Annotated in this window: 18 protein-coding genes; 16 read left to right on the forward strand and 2 right to left on the reverse strand. The window is 38.5% G+C overall.

All coding sequences use genetic code 11. The features are described 5' to 3' along the window. Positions 1 to 5: 5 nt before the first annotated feature. The 3 genes from MP478_RS09745 (at position 6) to MP478_RS09755 (ending at position 2094) form a co-directional block, all read left to right on the forward strand. Positions 6 to 527 (forward strand): GNAT family N-acetyltransferase, encoded by a 522-nt coding sequence (locus tag MP478_RS09745; protein ID WP_257188716.1) that lies wholly within the window; start codon positions 6 to 8, stop codon positions 525 to 527. Between the two features lie 6 nt (positions 528 to 533). Beyond that, on the forward strand, positions 534 to 1109 hold the full coding sequence (locus MP478_RS09750; protein WP_257188717.1) for a Crp/Fnr family transcriptional regulator: 576 nt from the start codon (positions 534 to 536) through the stop codon (positions 1107 to 1109). 175 nt (positions 1110 to 1284) lie between these two features. Beyond that, positions 1285 to 2094, forward strand: a complete 810-nt coding sequence (locus MP478_RS09755) for an alpha/beta hydrolase family protein (RefSeq protein WP_257200339.1) — start codon at positions 1285 to 1287, stop codon at positions 2092 to 2094. A gap of 164 nt (positions 2095 to 2258) precedes the next feature. On the opposite strand, the gene MP478_RS09760 is transcribed toward MP478_RS09755, so the two are convergent. Further along, positions 2259 to 3356, reverse strand: coding sequence for a TauD/TfdA family dioxygenase (locus tag MP478_RS09760; RefSeq protein ID WP_257200340.1), 1098 nt, complete (start codon positions 3354 to 3356; stop codon positions 2259 to 2261). 218 nt (positions 3357 to 3574) lie between these two features. Between MP478_RS09760 and MP478_RS09765 the strand changes: the two genes are divergently transcribed. From MP478_RS09765 to MP478_RS09805, 9 genes are read left to right on the forward strand one after another with little or no spacing between them, the layout of a single operon-like run. Further along, complete coding sequence (locus MP478_RS09765) at positions 3575 to 5101, forward strand: aspartate aminotransferase family protein (RefSeq protein WP_257200341.1); 1527 nt, start codon at positions 3575 to 3577, stop codon at positions 5099 to 5101. Then, complete coding sequence (locus MP478_RS09770; RefSeq protein WP_257200342.1) at positions 5073 to 7481, forward strand: GNAT family N-acetyltransferase; 2409 nt, start codon at positions 5073 to 5075, stop codon at positions 7479 to 7481. The genes MP478_RS09765 and MP478_RS09770 overlap by 29 nt, the downstream gene beginning before the upstream one ends. Further along, positions 7474 to 8790 carry a lysine N(6)-hydroxylase/L-ornithine N(5)-oxygenase family protein gene (locus MP478_RS09775; RefSeq protein WP_257200343.1) on the forward strand — a complete coding sequence of 439 codons (1317 nt, stop codon included), beginning with the start codon at positions 7474 to 7476 and terminating at the stop codon, positions 8788 to 8790. Before MP478_RS09770 ends, MP478_RS09775 begins: the two co-directional genes overlap by 8 nt. Before the next feature lie 9 nt (positions 8791 to 8799). Further along, positions 8800 to 10605 (forward strand): IucA/IucC family siderophore biosynthesis protein, encoded by a 1806-nt coding sequence (locus MP478_RS09780; protein ID WP_257200344.1) that lies wholly within the window; start codon positions 8800 to 8802, stop codon positions 10603 to 10605. Next, the gene (locus tag MP478_RS09785) at positions 10602 to 12008 is read left to right on the forward strand and encodes an MATE family efflux transporter (protein WP_230036278.1); all 1407 of its coding nucleotides are present in this window, start codon (positions 10602 to 10604) and stop codon (positions 12006 to 12008) included. Before MP478_RS09780 ends, MP478_RS09785 begins: the two co-directional genes overlap by 4 nt. A 1-nt stretch (position 12009) precedes the next feature. Continuing rightward, complete coding sequence (locus MP478_RS09790; protein WP_084084248.1) at positions 12010 to 12255, forward strand: acyl carrier protein; 246 nt, start codon at positions 12010 to 12012, stop codon at positions 12253 to 12255. 4 nt (positions 12256 to 12259) lie between these two features. Then, a complete protein-coding gene (locus MP478_RS09795; RefSeq protein WP_257200345.1) occupies positions 12260 to 13648 on the forward strand; it encodes an AMP-binding protein in 1389 nt (462 codons plus the stop codon). Continuing rightward, positions 13635 to 16079, forward strand: a complete 2445-nt coding sequence (locus tag MP478_RS09800; protein WP_257200346.1) for a TonB-dependent receptor — start codon at positions 13635 to 13637, stop codon at positions 16077 to 16079. Before MP478_RS09795 ends, MP478_RS09800 begins: the two co-directional genes overlap by 14 nt. Before the next feature lie 2 nt (positions 16080 to 16081). Beyond that, the gene (locus MP478_RS09805) at positions 16082 to 17269 is read left to right on the forward strand and encodes a PepSY domain-containing protein (RefSeq protein WP_257200347.1); all 1188 of its coding nucleotides are present in this window, start codon (positions 16082 to 16084) and stop codon (positions 17267 to 17269) included. 473 nt (positions 17270 to 17742) lie between these two features. On the opposite strand, the gene MP478_RS09810 is transcribed toward MP478_RS09805, so the two are convergent. Next, on the reverse strand, positions 17743 to 19230 hold the full coding sequence (locus MP478_RS09810; protein ID WP_257200348.1) for a PLP-dependent aminotransferase family protein: 1488 nt from the start codon (positions 19228 to 19230) through the stop codon (positions 17743 to 17745). Positions 19231 to 19296: 66 nt separating this feature from the next. Here MP478_RS09810 and MP478_RS09815 point away from each other — a divergent pair, with 66 nt between their 5' ends. The 4 genes from MP478_RS09815 (at position 19297) to bioB (ending at position 22733) form a co-directional block, all read left to right on the forward strand. Then, a complete protein-coding gene (locus MP478_RS09815; RefSeq protein WP_257188728.1) occupies positions 19297 to 19920 on the forward strand; it encodes a hypothetical protein in 624 nt (207 codons plus the stop codon). Beyond that, the gene (locus MP478_RS09820) at positions 19913 to 21022 is read left to right on the forward strand and encodes an aminotransferase class I/II-fold pyridoxal phosphate-dependent enzyme (RefSeq protein ID WP_257200349.1); all 1110 of its coding nucleotides are present in this window, start codon (positions 19913 to 19915) and stop codon (positions 21020 to 21022) included. Before MP478_RS09815 ends, MP478_RS09820 begins: the two co-directional genes overlap by 8 nt. Positions 21023 to 21135: 113 nt before the next feature. Continuing rightward, positions 21136 to 21747, forward strand: a complete 612-nt coding sequence (gene bioD, locus MP478_RS09825; RefSeq protein ID WP_257200350.1) for a dethiobiotin synthase — start codon at positions 21136 to 21138, stop codon at positions 21745 to 21747. A 2-nt stretch (positions 21748 to 21749) separates the two neighbouring features. Next, positions 21750 to 22733 (forward strand): biotin synthase BioB, encoded by a 984-nt coding sequence (gene bioB / locus MP478_RS09830; protein ID WP_230041331.1) that lies wholly within the window; start codon positions 21750 to 21752, stop codon positions 22731 to 22733. Positions 22734 to 22932: the final 199 nt, after the last annotated feature.

Consider the following 22932-nt stretch of genomic DNA (forward strand, 5'->3'; position numbering starts at 1 on the left):
ATACTATGTCATCAATAACGATCCTTAAAGCCGGAATAGACGACCTGGAAACTATACAGAACCTGGGAATACAAACTTTTACTGAAACTTTTGCAGAAGATAATACTGATGAAGCTATGGAAAAGTACCTTGAAGAAAGTTTTAATACTCCCCAATTAACCTCTGAACTCAAAACTCAGGATTCTCTGTTCTATATTGCCTGGGAAGAAGACAACCCTGTGGGTTATCTTAAAATCAATTCAGGTGAAGCACAGACCGAATTAAAGGATGAAACCGGTCTTGAAATTGAGAGAATCTACGTCAAAAAAAGCCATCATGGTAAAAAAGTGGGGCAGCTTTTATATGATCAGGCATTGGAAACGGCTCAACAGTTAAGCAAATCCTACCTTTGGCTGGGAGTTTGGGAGGAGAATCTGAGAGCTTTGAACTTTTACAGAAAAAACGGATTTGTTGAATTTGACAAACATATTTTCAGACTTGGTGATGAGGAGCAGACCGATTTAATGATGAAGAAGATATTGGATTAAAAAACAATGAACAAATCAACATTCTTAGAGCAGATTAATCAGTATTATCCTTTATCCGGGGAAACAGCTGCTGCTTTGTTAGACATTTGTACTGAAAAGCAATATCATAAAAATGAGCTGCTTCTGGAATCCGGGAGCATGGCAAGATATTATTACTTTTTACAATCAGGATTGATAGGGTATTATACCATTGATGAACAGGGAGATTATATCTACAAAATCTTCTTTGAAGAAAACAGCTTTGTAGCATCTACTGCAGCCATTATTAAAAACGAACCCAGCGATTTTAATATCATTGCTCTTGAAGATTGTTCAGTGATACAGTATCCGGTCAAAGCCTATCGGGAATTACTGGAAAAATACCATGATCTTGCTCTCTTTCACTTGCATTATTTAGAGAAAAACTGGGTGGTAAAAAAAGAGCCTTTGGAAGTATCTTTAAAATATGAAACCGCGAAGAAACGTTATTTGCAGCTTCTTGAAAATAAGCCTCTTCATAACAGATTGAAACAGCATCATATAGCCTCTTATTTAGGCATTACACCCACTCAGCTCAGCAGGATCAAGAAAGAAATAAATTAATAAAGCTTCAACATATGTTGAGGCTTTTCTGTTTTTTCCGGCACAAATTTGTCCTGTCAAAAGATCAGAGATGCCAAAGTTTAAATAATGGATTATAATGTTTTGTTTAAAACTATAAGCGTCTTACATTTATACAGATACATTCTGATATTATTAATTAAATATTTTTTACAACATGAAAAAATTAATCAGCATTGTCATTGTGCTTACCGCTTTCGTACAGGGATCAGCACAAAAAATTATTCATCAGGAAGTTTTCAGTCCGAAAATGAATAAAAAGATCAAAACCATTATCATTACTCCCAATATTCAACCGAATACAACCTATCCATCAGTGTATATTCTTCACGGTTTCAGTGGTAATCCCGAAAGAATCATCAAGCAGGATATCCCTGATTTGGTTCAGAAAGCTCAGGAATATAAAACAATTTATGTATTGCCGGATGGGAATTACAGCTCGTGGTATGTAGATAGTCCTATTGTCAAAGATTCACAATATCAAACCTTTATAGGGAAAGAATTAGTGGATTTCATCGACAAAAATTATCCCGTAAAAACTGAAAAAAAATACAGAGGAATTATGGGTTGGAGTATGGGGGGGTATGGAGCGACCAACATTGGGGTAACCTACCATAAAACGTTTGGTATTGTCGGAAGTTCTTGCGGTGCTTTAGATTTCAATTCGTTCGGTGAAGGGTACCAAAAATATATGGTCAATAAGGTATTGGGTTCTTTTGAATCCCTTAACCCTGCTTTCCTTACTGATACTAAAGTAAAGCTAATGGCAGGAGCCGGACAGCGTTATATTTTTGATTGCGGTACCGAAGATGTTCAGATGATCGGGCAGAACAGAAATTTTCATAATAAACTTACAGAACTTAAAATTGAACATTTATATATTGAATCTTTAGGCATCCATGATCCTGCCTATTGGAGCCTGTCATTATCCAATCAGTTAACTCTTTTTGATAAGTATTTTAAGTAGTAAAAACTACTTTATATAAATTTATGTATTAAGCATTATGTCAATTGATTAAATAATATGTTCTCTACGATATTCTATATTTTAAATTTATAAAAAATCCTTTTTAAGAACGGGTCTTAAAAAGGATTACTGTCAAGTCATAGTAAAAATGTTGTTGAAGCATTTTATAGGTTGGTGAAATTTTTACCGAGATGTTCTTCAATGACAAAAAACGGGTCTTCCGTAAGGGTATGCGCTCTCATATCGATCAGGCTTACCTTACTCATCATACGGAGCATAATTCTTCTTTCACATGGATATTCTACACCATCAATATTCCTCACCCCGGCACGGAAAGCAGACCTTCCATGAGCACACAAATGATTGTTGACCAGAATAACGTCTCCTGCCTGGGGAGTAAAATCTGAATAGATAAGACGTCTTGCTTCCTCCCAGAATTCTTTCAGATACTGATGGGCATCTTCGGATTGCTTGATAGACGGGTTGAAGAGCTGTTCGGCTGCATCAAACCTCATAAAAGGAAGCTCAAAATTACCATACAAAACAGAATCCAGCGTATCTTCCTCGTTCGTTGCTGTTTCCAGATTGGCATCTTTAGGTATCTTATAAATACGCTCAAAAAGAGGCCTGTAGTTTTCACCTATAGATTCATGGGAACGGATAGAATATAGGGTAGAAGGGACCTGTTCTTCATTTCGTAAATACATAAAACTCAGAAAGTCGGCCTGATGTTTCAAAAAAGCATCTTCGGTATGTACATACAGGTCAGTGGAAGATCCCGATCCTGTTTGGGTTTCCCGCATTTTCTCATCGGGTATAATAGCATGAATTAATCCACCTCCTTTACGTTGGGAATAATACTGTACCGGCTTGGAAGGGAGAGCCCCATGGATTAATGCACAGGCAAAGCCATAAAGATCAAATTTAGAATAATCAGCAGACTGCCAGTTGGCCGGTGTTCTGCCAATACTTTCCTGGTCGACATCCATTAATCCCTTGAATACCAATGCACCATATTGATTTTTTGAAAAGTCACTCGCAAAATCAGCCGCTATATGTAAGATTCTCTCGGGTAAGAAATAGGAAGCCAGCTGGTGTACGTGTCTTATAAAGTCACGATTTTCATAGCTACCATATTTTCTTTGAAGATGCACCGCTGCATCATTAATCATTCTTCGTTCCTGAGATGTGAGCTCAATGACTGTAGGAAGCAGTTTTACCTGCGTCATACGGTCGTTATCTAAAATTTCTATAGAATTCATTAAAAAAAAAATTTGGCGTTAAATAATAATTTTTATATTTGTTTTTAATTATTCTAAATAACAATAACGAGTTCAAATTTATGAATATTTAATGAATCACCAAATAAAAAAGTAAAAAAATGTAAAATTTAAAAACCTGACTGTCAGATATATAAATCTATATATCAAAAAACCACATACAACCTATTGATTTAAAAAATCACCTTACAAATACATATATGAGTAACAATTTTATGTCCCTGGAAGAGCCGGTAACCACCACTTCACATCACATTTCGGGGAATTTTGGAAATATTTTCCATCCTGACAATTACGATCATTATCGTAATGCTGTCAACAGCACCTTAGACCTTGTACAAGAATTTCTTTATAGAAACGACAAACCTTTCAGCGGCATAGAAGCTAAAGAAATGAAAGGAATGGTACAGCAGATTGATCTTAATCAAAAACTTTCCAATTACAAGGAACTTCTTAGTGAAGTAGATGATATTTATGTAAAGCATGCTACGGCTTTTCACCTGCCACAGTATGTAGCCCATTTGAACTGTCCGGTTGTTATTCCGGCTTTGGCTGGGGAAATCCTTGTGAGTGCCATCAATTCTTCTCAGGACACTTATGATCAGAGTGCCGGAGGTACATTTATGGAAAGGAAACTGATAGACTGGACTGCTGAGCAATTAGGCTATAAAACCAATGAAAGCGATGGTGTGTTCACTGCCGGAGGTTCACAAAGTAACCTAATGGGTTTGGTGATGATGCGCGATTGCTTTTCTCAAAAGAACTACAATCATAATATCAAATTAGATGGTCTGCCAAGAGAAGCCGACCGTTTCAGAATTTTTGTTTCCGATAAATCGCATTTTAGCAATTTGAAGAATGCATCTATCATGGGGCTTGGTGAAAAAGCCATTATTAAAGTGCCTACAGATGAAAGATTCCGTATGGATATTGCTTTACTGAAAAAATATATCAAAAGAGAAGAACAGCTTGGAAATATCCCTATTGGTATTGTAGCCACTGCCGGAACTACAGATTTCGGAAATGTAGATCCATTGGAAGATATTGCCAATATTGCAGAACAGTATAATATCTGGATGCACGTAGATGCTGCTTACGGATGTGCTTTATTATTAAGCGATAAGTACCGTAATCTGTTAAACGGAATAGAAAGAGCCGATTCGGTAACAATAGATTATCATAAATCCTTTTTCCAGCCTATCAGCAGCAGTGCCTTCATTGTTAAAAATAAAAAAGAGCTCTTGATTCTTAAGCATCATGCTGATTACCTGAATCCTAAAGAAATGGATGAAGAGGAAATCCCTGCACAGATCAACAAATCCATTACACAAAGTACCCGCAGGTTTGATGCGTTGAAGCTTTGGTTTACTTTAAGAATGATGGGTAAGGAACAGCTTGCCGAATATACCGACACGGTAATAGATCTTACAAAAGATGTAGCCTCCATGATTACTGAAGATACAGATTTTGAACTTCTTTCCGATTCTGACCTTAGCGTGTTGGTATTCCGTTACATAAGACCTGAGGTTAAAGATCTTAATGCTTTGAACCAGTATATTAAGACGAAACTTTTCTACAGCGGGGAAATTCTCGTTGCCAGTACAAAAGTAGATGGACATTTCTATCTGAAATTTACTTTCCTGAATCCGATTACCACTACTGAAGATGTACATCAAATTCTCAATAAAATAAAAATGCATGGAAAAGACTTTGATACAGAAAAATAAAACAGGGGATAAAGCACAGGAAATTACTTTCCGTATCCTTCTTAACGGAATGCTCAGAGAACTTGGAAATGGTAAATTTTACCAGGGAGTTCCCCAATATGATCTTCTTACTGCAAAGGCACTTCAAAATACCAAGTATCCGTTGCATCTAAGATTTGAATTGAAGAAAAGCGGATTGTTTCTGTTTGCCCCGATTGTTTATCGTTCCGAAAGTACTTTTCATGACTATGGATTTCCTGTATGGGCTGTAGATCATGAAAATCAGGATGTATTTGAAGTAGATATGGAAAAACTGATAGAGTTAATTTATACAGAATTTTCTGATACTTCAAATGAAGGAGGGCTTGCCCACTTTTCTGAGAGAATTCAAAGCAGCTTGAAAAATCTGGAATTAACCGCGGAAGCCTGTTTACAACAAGAGAAAGAATTGTCTTATTCCTTCTTAGAATCCGAACAGCGGCTGCCTGTAGGCCACAATCTACATCCTTTTACCAAATCTAGAATGGGATTTTCCGAAGAAGAGCAACTTTTGTATAGCCCGGAATTTGGGAAGGGATTTCAGCTTGATTATTTTCTGATTCATAAAAGCTGCATCACTGAAAAATCACTTCCCGGAATTTCAGCGAAAGAAATATTCGAGAAATTAGTTTCCATACCGGAAAGTTACGATTTTGAAAACATCAATGATTATTATATTGTTCCATGCCACCCCTGGGAAGCGCAATATCTTCTGTCAACGGAAGAATATCCGGAAATGCTTGGCTCCGGACAAATCATTCATATCGGACCATTAGGTGATGACTTTTATGCCACATCATCGATAAGAAGTCTTTACAATCCTGATTTCAGCTGGATGTTAAAATTTTCTTTACATGTTCTGATGACCGGATCTGTAAGGACAAACAGTTTAAAAGACCTCAACAGAGGATATGCTTCTGCGGTATGGTGGCAGCAAGAAAGGACTTCTTTTGAAAACAGCTTTCCCCATTTCAAACTTCTTCTGGAGCCTGCCACTTTAAGTGTTCAGTATGAAGGAAATACGATTGACAGTTTCAATATCCTGATCCGTGAAAATCCCTTTTTAGGGGAAGAAAAAGTTCTTTTACTGGCAAGATTATGTCAGGATGAGCCGACAGGGAGTTTCAATTTTACCAGGCACTTTTTCAAAGAAGTAGCCGGTCAATTGGGAACTGATCCTGAACAGGCAGCGATCACCTGGTTTAAGAAATATATTCATCTTTTGCTTTCTCCTCTAAACAGGCTATTTAGCCAGTATGGAATGGCTCCGGAAGTTCATCAGCAGAATTTGCTTATAGGACTGGATGACCAGCTTCTCCCGGAAAACATTTTTGTAAGGGACGGACAAGGCTATCTTTTAAGAGAAAGTCTCAAAGAAAAATATCAGGAGCTTATCAGGAACTGTCCTGAGATTGAAGAACTTTTCATCAGGGATGAACGCCTGATGAAAATTATTTCCCACCATCTTTTAGTGAGTAATCTGGGAGCTCTTATCAGCTCAATGGGTAAAACAGGATGGGTGAAAGAAAGGCAGCTCATCAGCATTCTGTATCAGGAATTTGAAGATCTTCACAGGACAGAACCGTCAGATCTGACAGGTTATGCTCTGGAAGAGCAGTATTGGGCTGTAAAATCAAATCTGCAGTCGGCAGTATTTGATGTAGACGGAGGTATAAATGCCTCAGCCGTTTCTTATGCAAAAGTACCCAACCTTCTTTATGAGCATTTCTTCTCAGAACAACTGATTCAGCCAAAGGAAAAAGACATATTCTTTAAACGTTATTTTGAAAAGGAAGATGTCACGATTACCATCAGACCTATAGATCTTGAAAATGACCTTGAAATGCTTCATGAATGGTTTAATCGCGAGCATGCCGTAAAGATATGGCAGATGAACTGGCCGATTGATGAACTGGAAACCTACTATCGTGTGATGCTTCCGGGTAATGAAGCCCACAGCTACATTGTAATGAGCAACGGTGAGCCTTCCTGTAATATCGAAATTTATTGGGCCTGCAGAGATATCGTAGGAGATTATTACGAAGTATTACCTACAGATTATGGTACACATCAGTTTATAGCACCTATAGATCCCAAAAAGAAATATGTTTCCCCTTCTACACAATCTATGGTGGATTATGTCTTTGCACAGCCACAGGTAGGTAAAATGGTGGGAGAGGGTTCCGTAGATTCTCTTGCATCAATGATGAATAAGGCCCACGTCGGTTTCAAAGTAGATAAAGTAATTGAAATGCCTCATAAAAAAGCAAATCTCAATTTCTGCTACCGGGAATGGTATTGGGAAAAATTCCCTCAAAACAAAGACGTACAATTCACCACAAACACCACAGAACATGAATAATGACCCTATTTATAATGTAATTGGCATAGGAATCGGCCCTTTTAATCTTGGGCTTGCCGCTTTATCCCATCCAATTACGGAACTGAAAACACTTTTCCTGGATCAGAGAGACGGTTTCGACTGGCATCCCGGCTTAATGATTGATCATGTAACCCTGCAGACTCCATTTTTATGCGACTGTGTATCTATGGCCGACCCTACCAACCCTTTAAGTCTGCTTAATTATCTTAAAGAAACAGGAAGGCTGTATAAATTCTTTATCAGAGAAAGTTTCTTCATTCCAAGAAAGGAATACAACCGATACTGCCAATGGGTGATTGAACAGCTGCCCCAATGTCGTTTTTCAACACAGGTAATGGATATAGACTATGAAGATGGTATTTACCTGGTAACAACAGTTCACACAAAAACGAAAGAAAAAGTAGTTTTTAAAACGGAGAGACTTATTCTTGGTACCGGAACACAGCCTCATATTCCTTCTTTTATCCCTAAAGAAGATTCCCGGATTATTCATACCAGTTCTTATCTCTACAGAAAAGAAGAGCTTTTAGCTGAAGGCAAGAAAATAGCCATTATAGGATCGGGACAGAGTGCGGCTGAAGTTTTTTATGACCTCCTTCAAAGCAGAGATGAAAAGACCGAATTAGGATGGTATTCCCGCCCGGACAGATTCTTCCCGATGGAATATTCTAAACTGACTCTGGAGCTGACGTCTCCCGATTATGTAGAGTATTTTTATAACAGAACAGAGTCTGCAAGAAAAGATATTTTAAGCAAACAGCAAAGTCAGTTTAAAGGAATAAACTATGACCTCATCAATGATATTTATGATTTCATTTATGATCTGAATATTGACAACGCTGATCCTAACCTTAAAATCATTCCTAACAGCCAGCTGAACAGGGTAGACAATACCAACCAGGAGGTTATCAATCTTGAATTTACGCAGCTGGAACAGGACGTTCCGTATGAGCAGGAAGCTGATTACCTGATTCTGGGAACCGGATACCGCTATCATGAACCTTCATTTCTGAAAAATATACAGTCCAGAATTAAAAGAGATTCAGGCGGATTGTTTGATGTCAACAGAAATTATTCTATAGATCACAACGGAGGCGAAATTTATGTCCTCCATGCTGAAGTACATACCCACAGCTATATTTCTACAGACCTTGGAATGGCTGCCTACCGTAACTCCTATATCATCAACGATATTCTTGGAAGAGAGCATTATAAAATTGAGAAAAAAATAGCTTTCCAGGATTTTGATGTAGAGAAATATGCTGATTTACCAACTGCCCAAATTTAATACTAAAAAATGAACACCAATTTAAATACTATAGTAAACCACGAATACTGGTTACAGGCCAATAAAAATCTTATGGCTAAAACCATTGCAGAATTAATGCACGAAGAACTGCTAAAGCCTGTTGTTTCTTTTCAGGCTGAAACAGGCTATACCGTTTTCAAACTGGAAACAGGTTTCGACAATATTGAATACAATTTCCGCGGTCAGGAAAGAATGATGGACTATTGGCATATCGATACAGACAGTATCACCAAAACAGACCATTCTCAGGAAGTACCGGTAGATGTTGCAGCATTTTTCCTGGAGATGCAATCTGTATTTGATTTAGATCCCTATACACTGGCAAGGTATACGGAAGAGCTTTTACATACATTATACTGCGATGCGATGATTTTATCCAAAGGAGTGATGTCTTCAAAAGATCTTGCTTCATCAGATTATCAGACGGTAGAGCATCAAATGACCGGTCATCCATGGGTAATTGTTAACAAAAGCAGATTAGGATTTTCTCCCCGTGACCTGAAAGCATTTGCTCCGGAATCTGATCAAAATCTGAAACCTATCTGGCTGGCATCCCATACCAGCAGATCTGCATTTCAATCATTGAATCATATCGACAGAGAAGACTTCTACCGTTCCGAGATTGGCGATCAGCTCTATCATGATTTTCAGCAGAAACTGATAAATGAAAGAAAATCAGTGGAAGACTATCATTTTATTCCTGTTCATCCATGGCAGTGGGAAGAAAAGCTGAAGATTCATTTTGCCGGAGATATTGCATCCGGACTTCTTATTCTATTGGGAGAAGGAAACGATACTTACAGTCCACAGCAGAGTATCCGTACCTTATTCAACGTAGATCATCCTAAGAAAAGATATCTTAAAACAGCTGTTTCTATCTTGAGTACAGGAAATATCCGTGGATTGTCTCCAAAACAGATGAAAATAGCTCCTTCTATTACAGAGTGGGTAAAAAGCCTGATAAAGGATGATGCTTATCTTGATGCCAAAGGAACGATATTCCTGGGAGAAGAAGCCTCTATTGCTTACCTTCATCCACAATACGGAGCGATTACCAATGTTCCTTACCAGTATAATGAATTCCTGGGAGCCTTATGGCGTGAAAGTGCGGAAAACTATCTTAAGGAAGATGAGCAAATGGTCACCATGGCTTCCTTACTGTATGTAGACAATAACGGAGTTCCTTTGGTACAGGCTTTTGCAGAAAAGGCAGGAATGAGTATCAGAGAATGGGTGGCAAGTTATCTTGATGCCTATCTTACACCATTGCTTCATATCTATTACACCCATTCTCTATGTGTGACTCCCCATGGCGAAAACGTTATGGTCGTGCTGAAAAATGGAGTGCCTCAAAGAATTGTAATTAAGGATTTTGTAGATGATATTGTCCTTACTACAGAAGCAAGAGAAAAGCTTCCGGCTCATCTTGCAGACGGATTGATACAGTCTTCCAACAAAGAAAATATTCCTTTGTTTATTCTTTTGGGAGTTTTTGATGCTTTTTTCAGATATATGTCTAATGTACTTCATACCTATTCAAACTGTAAAGAAGATGTATTCTGGACACTTGTGCATGACTGCATAGAAAGTTATAAAGCAGATAATACCCATCTACAGGAGAGATACGAAAAATATGACCTTTATGTTCCTACGTTCAAAAGGTTTTATATCAACAGCCTGCGTCTGAAAAATAATGGCTACAGTGAAAATAAAGCTTTTGCTATTCCAAGAAAGGATGGAGCATTGCCTAACCCTCTGTATCAGATCGCCAATAAAAATTCTGTAGCTGTATGATGAGGAAATTCCTGCATATACTAAAAGAAGGGACGGTTTTTGCTTACGGAGCCTTAGCCGGGAAAAAGGCCGAGCTGACTTCCGGTAGTATCAACCGTTCCATCTTTAGCTTGGCAATTCCCATGGTGATGGAGCTGGTGATGGAATCTGTTTTTGTGAGCGTCAATCTTTTGATTATTGCCAAACTGGGCGATAAAGTCCTTGGTCTTGTTGGGATTACCGATAATTATATCAATTTCGCTTATGCTATCGCAGTAGGTCTTGGGATTGCTGCAGCAACGCTTACCGCAAGGAGAGCCGGCGAAAAAGATAAAGAAGGCATGGGTAAAACAGCTCATTATATTATTATGCTTGCCTTATTCTTTGCCTTACTGATTGGCGGGCTGTCATGCTATTTCGCTGGAGAGATTGTAGGTTTTCTTGGAATCAATGCAGGAATAGTGAATGATGGCCTTTCTTTTTCCCGACTGGTTTTTATCAGTATCGGGCTTGTCATCCTCCGTCTTTCTATTAATGGACTGTTCAGAGGAGCAGGGGATGCAGATCTTGCCATGAAATCACTTTGGCTCTGTCATATTTCAAATATTGTGTTTGCCGTAGTGCTTGTTTTCGGGGTAGGATTTATTCCTGCTTTCGGATTGCTGGGACTGGCCTATGCTACTATTTTGTCCAGGCTGTTGGCCGTTTTATACCAGTTCTTTATCCTGTTGACGGGTAAAACGAGCATTAATATCCTGATGAAATTTGACTTTGACAGGCCATTGCTCCAAAAGATTCTTAAAATAGCTTTTGGGGGCCTGGTTCAGTATATTATTCCTACATCCAGCTGGCTGATTATGGTGAAGATCATATCTACTTTTGGAACGACAGCGCTTGCGGGTTACATTATTGCACAGCGTATTGCTTCTGTTGCCACGATGCCTGCCTGGGGAATAGGAAATGCTGCCGGTGTTCTTACAGGACAGAATTTAGGAGCAGGAGATCCTGTCCGGGCAGAAAAAACAGTGTGGAGAGCAGGTACCATTAATATGAGCTACCTTATTGCAGTGGCCCTGTTCTGGCAGCTGGCCGCAGAGCATGTGGTGAAGTTTTTTACTGTAGAATCGGAGGTAGCAAGGTACGCCGTTCAGTATATCCATGTGGTATCTATGGCTTATCTCTTATTAGGTTTTACCATGGTGATCAGCCGTGCATTGAATGCAGCCGGTAACATCATGCAGGTAACCCTTCTCTATATCATCATGTTCTATATTATTCAGCTTCCTCTGGCTTATCTGCTGGGCGTAAGGCTTCAATGGGAACTAAAAGGAATATTTACAGCTATTGTTTCTTCAGAAATTGTACTGGCTGTACTTTTCCTAATGATTTTCAAAAACGGTAAATGGAAAACTATAAAAATTTAAAATGAACACAACAGAAGAGTTTTATGAAATAATTGCCTCTGCAATTGCTATAAAAAAAGAATTGGTAGATGAAAATCTTACCTATCAGGAAATTCCGGAATGGGATTCTATGTCCCACCTGCTTATTGTAGAAGCGCTGGAACAGTTTTATCAGATCAAGTTTGATTTTAATGATATCCTGGAGATGGGTAACGTCGGAAAGATCCGTGAAAAAATGAAAAAATACGATGTATTCGTAGAAAACTAAGTATATGAAAATTTTAGAAAATGTAATTGCCAACAAGAACCTGTTGTTTACAGATGCTTCCACCGGTACTACCATACCGGTTGGAACGCTGTATCGGTCTTTAGGCTTGAATCCTGTAGAAAAAGGATTGATCTTTTTGTACAATGACAATCAGCTCTCCAGTATTGAGGTTCTTCTCAATTTTTACGGAACAGCCCATACGATTGCTTTATTGGGACAGAAACTGCATTCGGAATTCAAAGACCGGATGGAGGCAGAATACCGTCCGAAATATATCTTTGATCCATCCAGAGATGAGGTCGAAGGATACAGTATCAGAGCATTCTCTGATACTGTAAAAATCTTTATGAAAGATGATTACAAAAGTGAGATTACGATCCATCCGGAAATTAAGCTTCTTTTAAGTACTTCAGGAACTACGGGAATTCCCAAACTCGTTAAGCTATCTGATGAAAACCTGTATCAGAATGCGATAAGCATTCTTCAGTACATGCCTATCCTGGAATCTGATGTGGTACCATTGAATGTACCCATCAATTTTGTATATGGCTTTTCTATTTTTACAACCAACTGTATGCGTGCCGGAAGAATGGTATGTACGGATAAAGATATTATGCAAAAGGCATTCTGGGATGAAATGGAGGAATATGGATACAGTACTTTAGGAGGAGTCCCATTTTTATACGAGAATCTTAACAGGATAGGCTTCTTCAGAAAAGACAGCCAGAGTTTACGATACCTTACGCATACGGGAGGGGTAATCAATGGTGAGCTGAGAAAAACCATCTTTGCTTACTGTCTTGAATTTGAAAAACAATTCTTTGCACAGTATGGTCAGACGGAAGCCGGTGGAAGAATGGCTTATCTTACTACAGATGGACTCTTAGAAGAAGAAACTTCTATTGGTACTCCTGTATATGGAGGGAATTTCAGCATAGATCCTGACACCGATGAATTGCTGTTCTCACATGCCAGTATTTTTGGAGGCTACGCCCATACCCTTCAGGACCTCACTTCTTATGAACAGCCCGCAGTGCTGCGGACAGGAGATACAGCCAAAAAAGGACAAAACGGAATTTATTTTATCACAGGAAGAATAAAACGTATCATGAAGCTTTTCGGAATACGCCTTAATCTGGATGAGGTAGAATTTATTCTTAAAAATGAGCTGGAAGGAAATACGTTTGTTTGTCTGAATTCCAATGATAAAAAAATCATTGTACTGTATGACAATCAGGAGATTGATCCCCAAGCCATCACTGAAATCATTAAAAATAAACTGCGCATTAACCCTCAATACGTCCACACCGAACACATAGAGTCATTTCCATTATCACAAAACGGTAAAATAAACTATCCCCTGTTACAAAACTTACAGCATGAAAACATTTAAAACCCCTATATTACTATTAGCTTTTGCCTTACTTCCTCATTTTATTGATGCTCAGCAAAATGAAAGGGTAAACGGCAAGGTCATGCTGTCTGAGAAAGTGCCGGTAAAAAATGCACTTTTAAGAATAGTCAATACTTCATATCAATCAAAAACAAACAATTTAGGAGAATATTATTTTGATAATGTGCCACCTGGGGAATATACTCTTCAGGTGGTTTTAAATGATATCGAACTGATGCGCGAGACCATCCGCATTGAGAAAGATGTCTATGAGATTCCACCTATTTATACAACAACAGAAAATAATGTCATTGAAGGAATCACCGTGTATGCTTTCGGCAGAAACAAATTCCTGGATAAAGACAGTACTTCCGTTTCTAAAATGCCTTTAAGGAATTTAGAAAATCCGCAGGCTTATACGAGTATCAACCAGCAATTACTGAAGGAGCAGATTACTTATGATATTTCAGAAGTTTTAAAAAATGTGCCGGGGATGGTAAAAATGCAGGGGAGTCCGGGAAGAGGTTCCGGGGACGGAAGTTTCTACTATAGCCTTAGAGGATTTCCTACAAAAGTATCCATGGTAGACGGTCTTCCTGCAACCACTAATGGAGAGATTGATCCCGCTGATATTGAACGTTTAGAAGTTATTAAAGGACCGGCAGGAACTTTATATGGAGGTGCTGTAACCTCCTTTGGAGGACTCATAAATGCGGTAACGAAAAAACCTAAAGATTACTTTGGTGGAGAAGTATCCTACCTTATGGGAAGCTATAACCTGAACCGTATAACGGCTGATGTATACGGTCCCATTACTGACTCCAGGAAAACATTATTCCGTCTGAATGCGGCCTACCAGTATCAGAATGGTTTCAGAGATTCTGAATTCAGAAAATCATTTTTTGTGGCCCCTACCTTAAGCTATCAGGTAAATGACAGGCTGAAGTTCAGCTTAGGAGCCCAGATTTATAATTATGAGGGAACCAATACCCCTATTATTTTTCTTCCCAGAACGAGAGCATTTTTTGCCCATACACCGGATGAACTTGGTTTCGACTGGAAAAGATCGTATTCCAACAATGATATGACCCTGAAAGCTCCGTCAATCAATGTAAAAGCTGAGGCTAATTATAAAATATCAGATAGCTGGAGCTCACAAACGTCACTTTCCCGAAACTTCAGAAAAACGGAAGGACTCTATCAGTATCAGTTTATCAGAGGAACTACCAGTGATGCCATGCTGGAGCGTAATGTACAATGGCAAAACTCAGAAGCTTCTTCCACCAGTGTTCAGCAAAACTTTAATGGAGAATTCAATATTGGAAAAATCAAAAATAAGGTATTGATCGGATTAGATTATTTCAATCAGTCTATCAATAACAACCATTCACCGATTGTTGTATTTGATTATGTTGATGGGCAAAACTTAACAAGTGGTTACGGAAATATTTCCAAAGATCTGGCTCTTCAGAAAATACAGGCTGCTACCCAAGCTGCTATTGATGCTAAAAAAGCACCGTTGGTAAGGAATACATCTTCAGCTAATCTATATGGAGCCTATGTTTCCAATGTAACCTATATTACTGACCGCTTGATTACTTTACTAAGCTTACGTCTGGATCATTATGAAAGCAAAGGACAGCTTAACCTGAACAGCAATGTGCGTGCTGGTGAGTTTAAACAAACAGCGTGGTCTCCAAAAGTAGGATTAGTCTATCAGGTGGTGAAAGACCGTTTGTCAGCTTATGCCAATTATATGAATGGTTTTAGCTATACCGCACCTGTAGTACAGCAATTACAGGACTATAGCGGAGATATGAAACCGCAGACTGCCAATCAGTGGGAAGTGGGAGTAAAAGGAAATCTTTGGAGAAACAAATTCAACTTTACCGTGGGATATTATGACATATTGGTGGATAATATACAGCGCGGAACCGGAGTTATCCGTGATGGAAAAGAATACGCTATTGTTGTTCAGGATGGACAGCAAAGAAGTAAAGGGATTGAAATAGAAACGATCATGAATCCTGTTCAGGGATTGAATATTATCGCAGGATATTCATACAACCACAGTAGAATGGAGAAAGCGGATGCTGCTGTAGAAGGACGCCGTCCGGAATCGGCAGGTCCTGCTAATGTATTTAATTCATGGATCAGTTATATCATTCCTATTAAAGGACTTCAGGGACTGGGAGTAGGTTTTGGGGTCAACCGTGTAGGTAAACAGATTACCGGAAACAAAACCACTACCGGACAGTTTGCGTTTCCTGCATATACACTGATTAATGCCTCTATTTCCCTTGAAAAAGAAAAATACAGAGTAGGATTTAAAATGAATAATTTAGGCAATGCGCAGTATTTTGCAGGGCAGGGAGTGGTAGTCGCTCAAATGCCCCGTAACTTTGTCGCTGAGGTAAGCCTTAAATTTTAATAATGAAGCTTAAATTTAGAAAAATCGCCTATCAGTTACATCTATGGCTCGGACTAATGTCCGGGCTTATAGTTGTCATAATGGCAGCTACGGGATGTATTCTCGCCTTCGAAAAAGAATTAAAACAATGGGTACATCCGGAAAGATATTTTGTTGAGGTTATAGGAAAGAAAAAACTACCTCTGTCCGAGCTTTCCTCAAAAGCTGAAAAAGCCCTTCCGGAAGGGTTGAAAATTAAAAGAGTGGTCATGTCTTCTGACCCTTCACAAACCTATGTTTTCCGTACCTTTAAAATGGATAATGATGCTTTAACGTATTGGGGAACCTATCTTTATTATTATCGGGTTTATATGGATCCTTACACTGGAAAAGTACAGGCCGTAGAAGATGCTAAAAAAGACTTTTTTGAAATTGTGCTGGACCTTCACCGAAGGCTTTTGTTGGGAGAGAAGATAGGAAAAACCATCACAGGATATTCCACTCTCATCATGACCATCATTTTATTCTCGGGATTAGTGATATGGTATCCGAGAAAGATGAGCAAGAGCATGTTGAAAGGGATGTTCTTTATTAAAACTTCCGCCAACTGGAAAAGAATCAATTATGACGTTCACAATGTATTGGGATTTTATGCTGTAATTCCTTTGTTGATCATTTCTTATTCTGCCATGATCTGGAGTTTTGAAGATGTAGATAAATGGATGAAAAAGACATTAAATGGAAGCGTACCTACGGAACAGAAGGCCAAAAGTAAAATACCGGCAGAAGAATTTTCGGATCAAAAAAACATTTTGGATAGGATTGGAAACAAAATGGAAAAAGGTCTTACCGATAAAGAATCTGCCCTTATCAATTTTCCAAGAACGGAGGAAGGAACTTATTATGCTGAGCTTACCTATGACAACAGGCTCTACCGGAATGATCAGTATAATTTTGACCAGTATTCGGGTGAGATGGTAAAACAGCAATCGTATAAAGACAAAAATATTGGATATGGAACTGCATTAAGAGAAAGAAATTACGACCTGCATACCGGAAGTATCTTTGGAATGACCAGCAGAATTATTTATTTTTTAGCAGGGATCATTGCTGCATCACTTCCTATTACAGGTTTTATCATCTATTTAAACAGGAAGAAGAAAAAACCAAAGCATAAAAAAAATAAGGTGGTATTTCCATCCCATCACTAAATTTTCAATAAAGCCTCTATATTTTAGGGGCTTTTGCTTTTTCTCTCATAGATTTTTAATCCTCTTCATCTACTCAATCCGCGAGATATTTTCATTAAAAATAACAGGATGAATCACGCGGAATCTTAACCAAATCAATTTGTTGAGTACTAAATGAACCCAATCAGAAATCATTATTTGTGTCGGAAAAATAAGAATACTATGTTTTTTTCTCTCGCAGATTAATCAGATCACGCAGATTTTTTAGTGCTCTTTTAATCTGCTCAATCCGCTTAATCTGCGAGATATTTTAATTAAAAACAACAGGATGAATTACACGAAACCTTAACCAAATCAATCTGTTGGTCACTACTTTGCTTACTTGAAACAAACCCAATCAGAAATCATTCTTTGTGTCAGAAAATAAGAATACTATGTTTCTTTCTCTCGCAGATTGAGATTTTCAATTCCTTTTAATTTGTGAGTTTCTTACATCAGATCAATAGTTTTACCGTTTTAGAAAAAATTTCAACACTTTTTTCCATTTCTTCGGCATTGAGGTCTCCAAAACCTAATCTCATCGCTGTAAGATGTTTATTCTGATATAATAACGTTTTAGGAATAAACAGATCATTCTGAGCACAATTTCTGCTAAGCTGCATAAGGTTGATAGGAATATTCCATTCCAGCCAGATAGCCAGCCCTCCCGAAGGTTTTTGGAAATGGATATATTCTTTTAAATGCTCATTCAATAAAACACTGAAATAATCCCGCCTTTCCTGATATACTTTCAAAGATTTTTTCAGATACCGGTTAATTTCCCCTTCTTCAATCATTTCTCCCAAAGCTCTTTCCATTAGAATATCACCCTGGCGGTCAATAATACCGAGGTATTTACGCATTTCTATCATCAGATTTTCCGGAGCCACAATAAATCCGGTTCTGAATCCCGGAGCTAAAGATTTTCCAAATGAACCAATATAAATAACCATTCCGTTCGTATCCGCACTAGCCAGGGGAAGGATAGGGCTTTTATCATAATGGAATTCATAATCATAGTCGTCTTCAAGAATAATGAAACCGTATTCATTGGCCAGCTCCAGGAGCTCCAGTCGACGCTGTGCACTTAATGCCACCGTGGTAGGGTAGTGGTGATGTGGAGTAAGGTAAAGCATTCTTATGTTTTGCTTCTTACAGGCTTCTCTCACACTTTCAACAATAATTCCTTCCTCGTCTATGGGGATAGAAACCATTTGAACTCCGGCTTTCATAAAAATCATATTGACGGAGAAATAGCTTAAAGCACCCACTAACACCACATCTCCGGCAGAAAGAAGGATTTCGGAAACAATATAAATACTCATTTCCGTACTGCGGGTAATCAGGAGGTTATTTTTAGAAATAGGCAATCCACGGGATAAATTGAGATATCGGGATAGATGTTCTTTAAAAAACTCACTCCCATCCTGGTTATAATGTCCCTGGATTTTCTGATTAGACTTACGTTTGAGGATAGAGCTGTAAAACCGGGAATGCTGCCCAATCTGGGTCAGTCTGATATCAGGTACTCCATCATTAAAAACATAGTCACAATCCGAATGTTCAAAGGGATTATCTAAAATATTGGATGCTTTAAAAGAAAAGCCTGTTTTTTGTGGGTAATTCTGAAGATTATTGGATTTAAAATCATTCATTTTTACCGGTTTTTCCTGATCATTTCCAATAATAAAAGTTCCTTTATTGGGTAAACTTTCCGTCCAGCCCTGAGCAGACAATTCATCATAGACGGCCACAGCTGTATTTCTATGGATTTCCAGCATTTCACTGAAAGTTCTTGTTCCCGGTAGTTTAGTTCCAAAAGGTAAAAAGCCTCTTTGAATAGCATTGATCAGCTGATTAGCAATCTGTAAATAGATAGATGTTTCTGATTTTCTATCAATTTTTATAAAACTTTCATAAGGAATTCTAACCGGACTATCCATAATATCAAAACTGGCACCATATGACCATCCGGCAATATACTACTTTTGACATCAAAATAAAAATCAATGGAATTTCAGCACTTATTACAAAGGGTGGTACAGGATCATACCACTCATGCCAAATGGCTGAACACACTTTCCTTTATGGAGAATGCAGGAGCCAGAAAAATATCAAAATGTGAACATCCGGTTTCAGTAACGCTTATTCAGCTTAAACATGCCGCTGAAGAACACCGTCACGCTTATTATCTTAAGAAACAAATCGGAAAGATTGATCCTGAATTATGCAAAACTTACGAAAATAAAGAACTTCTTGCTCCCACGGCAACCCGGCACTACCTTCATGCGTTGGATATCAAAGCCTGCAGGTATCTTCAGCAGGTTTTTCAGCTTAGCCAGGAAGAGCTCAGGTTTGCAGCCTACCTCTTTGTAACCTATGCCATTGAAGTTCGGGCCGATGAACTGTACCCGGTGTACCAGGATATCCTTACCCAGGAATCTTCCCGGATCATGGTGAAATCTATTATTCTTGAAGAAGAAGGACACCTGGAAGAAATGATCAATCAGCTCAATGAATTTTCCGTTGACTGGAAAATGCATGCTGAGAATATCCTGGCCATTGAGAAAGAATTACATAATCAATGGATTAATGCGATTACAAAAGAAGTGGAAGAGTTAAATTATGCGTAACAGTATTCATCGTTTTCAGGAATCACTCAATACAAGAAAAGAAGAAGGAAGACTAAGAAGCCTAACGCTTAAGCCTGAGGGAATTGATTTTTATTCTAATGATTATCTGGGATTGGCAAGAAATACAGAATTTCAAAAAATACTGTTGCAAAATATCAATGATAATCCTCAGCTGCTTTCAGGAAGTACCGGCTCCAGATTAATCAGTGGTAATACCAGTATAGCAACATCTGTAGAACGTTGTATTGCAGAAAGACATCATTTTCCTGCAGCACTGCTTTTCCCATCTGGGTATAATGCTAATCTTGCCTTGTTTTCAACACTCTCCAGCCGTCATGATACGGTGATTGTAGATGAGCAGATCCATCGCTCTGTTCATGATGCCTGCAGAATGTCAAATGCCCGGAAAATAAAATTCAGGCACAATGACCTGGAGGATTTGGAAAGTATATTGAAGAAGCAGAAGACACATTGTTATATCGCTATAGAAAGCCTTTATTCTATGGAAGGAGATTGTGCTCCCATCCGAGAGATTGCCGCTCTTGCTAAGCAATATCATGCAGATTTGCTGGTAGATGAAGCGCATGCTTTTGGCGTTTTTGGAAATGGATTGATTGAAAAGTATCAGTTACAAAATCAGGTGCTGGCAGCTGTGGTAACGTATGGTAAAGCATTAGGATTACACGGTGCCGCGATCCTCTGTAATGAAACAGTGAAATCTTACTTGGTCAATTTTGCATCTCCGTTTATGTATACCACTTCAGCGCAGGATTTTCAATGGATGAGTATCAAAACCGGCTATGAATTTTTAGAAAAGAAGAAAGAGCTGTCAAAAAAACTTCAGGAGAATATTACAATTTTCAGAAATCAGGGACTGAAAACACCTTCTTCTGAAGTCAGCCCTATTCAGGCTATTGTAATTCCTGATAATCAAAAACTGAAAACGGTACAGAATACTTTATCTGATGAAGGGTTCTTAACCTATGCCGTATACAGTCCAACGGTAAAAGAAGGAAGTGAGAGAATCAGAATATGTCTTCATAGCTTCAATACAGAAGCAGAAATATTACAACTTACAAGCATTATTAAAAAATTGAATTAAAAGCAAAAAGGGTAAAAAGAACAAAGTGACCTATAAAATAAAAGGAAAGTGAATTTCACCCGAACCCCGCATCACGAACCTCACATCACGTATCCCGAACCCCGAAAATTCATATGAAACTATTTATAACAGGAATAGGAACCGAAATAGGAAAAACCATCTGTTCAGCCGTTTTGGTTCAGTATTTTAAAGCAGATTACTGGAAACCCGTACAGTCCGGAGATCTCCATTATACAGACCGTCATAAAATTGAAGACTGGACAGACCATACCATCTGTTATCCGGAAACACATCGCCTGCAACTGGCTGCATCTCCTCATCAGTCTGCACGGGAAGAAAACATACAGATCCAACTCGATGATTTTCAATTGCCGGACACTGAAAACTCATTGATTGTAGAAGGTGCAGGAGGTTTGATGGTACCGCTTTCAGATCATATTTTCATGATTGATCTGATAGAAATACTGGAGCTGCCTACAGCGCTTGTTGTCAGAAACTATTTAGGATGTATCAATCACAGCTTGCTCTCCATAATGGCATTACAGCAAAGAAATATAAAGCTTGAATACCTGATCCTTAATGGAGCGTTTCCTGATGATACAGAAAGACTCATCTGCAGCTTTATTGAAAATGAGACAAAAATTATCAGGATTCCGGAGATTACCCATGCTGATAAAGAACATATTAAAATAGCTGCAAAGCAATTAACAATAACAAAATTATGATAATGGATAAGAAAACAGAAATCAGACACAACTGGACCAAAGAAGAAATTGAAGAAATTTATCATTTACCCCTGATGGAGCTTATTTATAAAGCTGCCACAGTACATAGAGAGCGACACGACCCGTCTGAGGTACAGATCTCTACTTTATTGTCGATTAAAACCGGAGGATGTCCGGAAGACTGTTCTTACTGTGGGCAGGCAGCACGCTACCACACCAATATCAAAGTACAGGCTTTATTACCTACGGAAACGGTAATAGCTCATGCACAGAAAGCTAAGGACGGTGGTTCCTCCCGTTTCTGCATGGCTGCAGCATGGCGCGAAGTTCGTAACAACCGTGATTTTGACAGAGTGATCGATATGGTGAAGGGAGTTAATGAATTAGGATTAGAAGTATGCTGTACATTAGGAATGCTTACCGAAGAACAGGCAATACGGCTTCAGGAAGCAGGTTTGTATGCCTACAACCATAATCTGGATACTTCTGAACAGTATTATGAAGAAATCATTTCCACCAGAACATTCGACAACAGGATTAATACCATCAACAATGTAAGAAAGGCTGGAATTACAGTATGTTCAGGAGGAATTATCGGCCTTGGGGAAACACACAGAGACAGGATTTCAATGATTCTAACCTTAGCAACAATGCCTAAGCATCCGGAATCTGTACCCATCAATGCATTGGCAAGGGTAGAAGGAACACCATTGGAAAATAACGAAAAAGTAGATACCTGGGAAATGGTAAGAATGATTGCGACCGCAAGGATTGTAATGCCGGCTTCTATGGTGCGACTGAGTGCTGGACGTATTGAAATGACAGAAACTGAACAGGCATGGTGTTTTATGGCAGGTGCCAATTCTATTTTCACAGGAGAAAGAGAAACCTTATTGGTAACTCCTAATCCCGGGGTATCTGAAGATATGCAGATGCTGGAAACACTGGGATTGAAACCTATGATGAAAAAAGAAACTTGTTGTTAAAAAATGACTATAGAGTTATGAGTTATGAGTTGTGAGTTGTGAATTTTGAATTACAAATAATGAGTTATGAGCTTTTGGATTTTAATTATGACTATACTAAACTTCATTGCAGCACTTCTGTCAGATTTATTAGTAAGCTATATACTACTAACCTGTAGTGGATTGTAAACTTAAAAACCTGTCGGACAATATGTTAAAA

Origin of the sequence: Chryseobacterium sp. WG14 (assembly GCF_024586945.1) — a bacterium.
Taxonomy (GTDB): domain Bacteria; phylum Bacteroidota; class Bacteroidia; order Flavobacteriales; family Weeksellaceae; genus Chryseobacterium.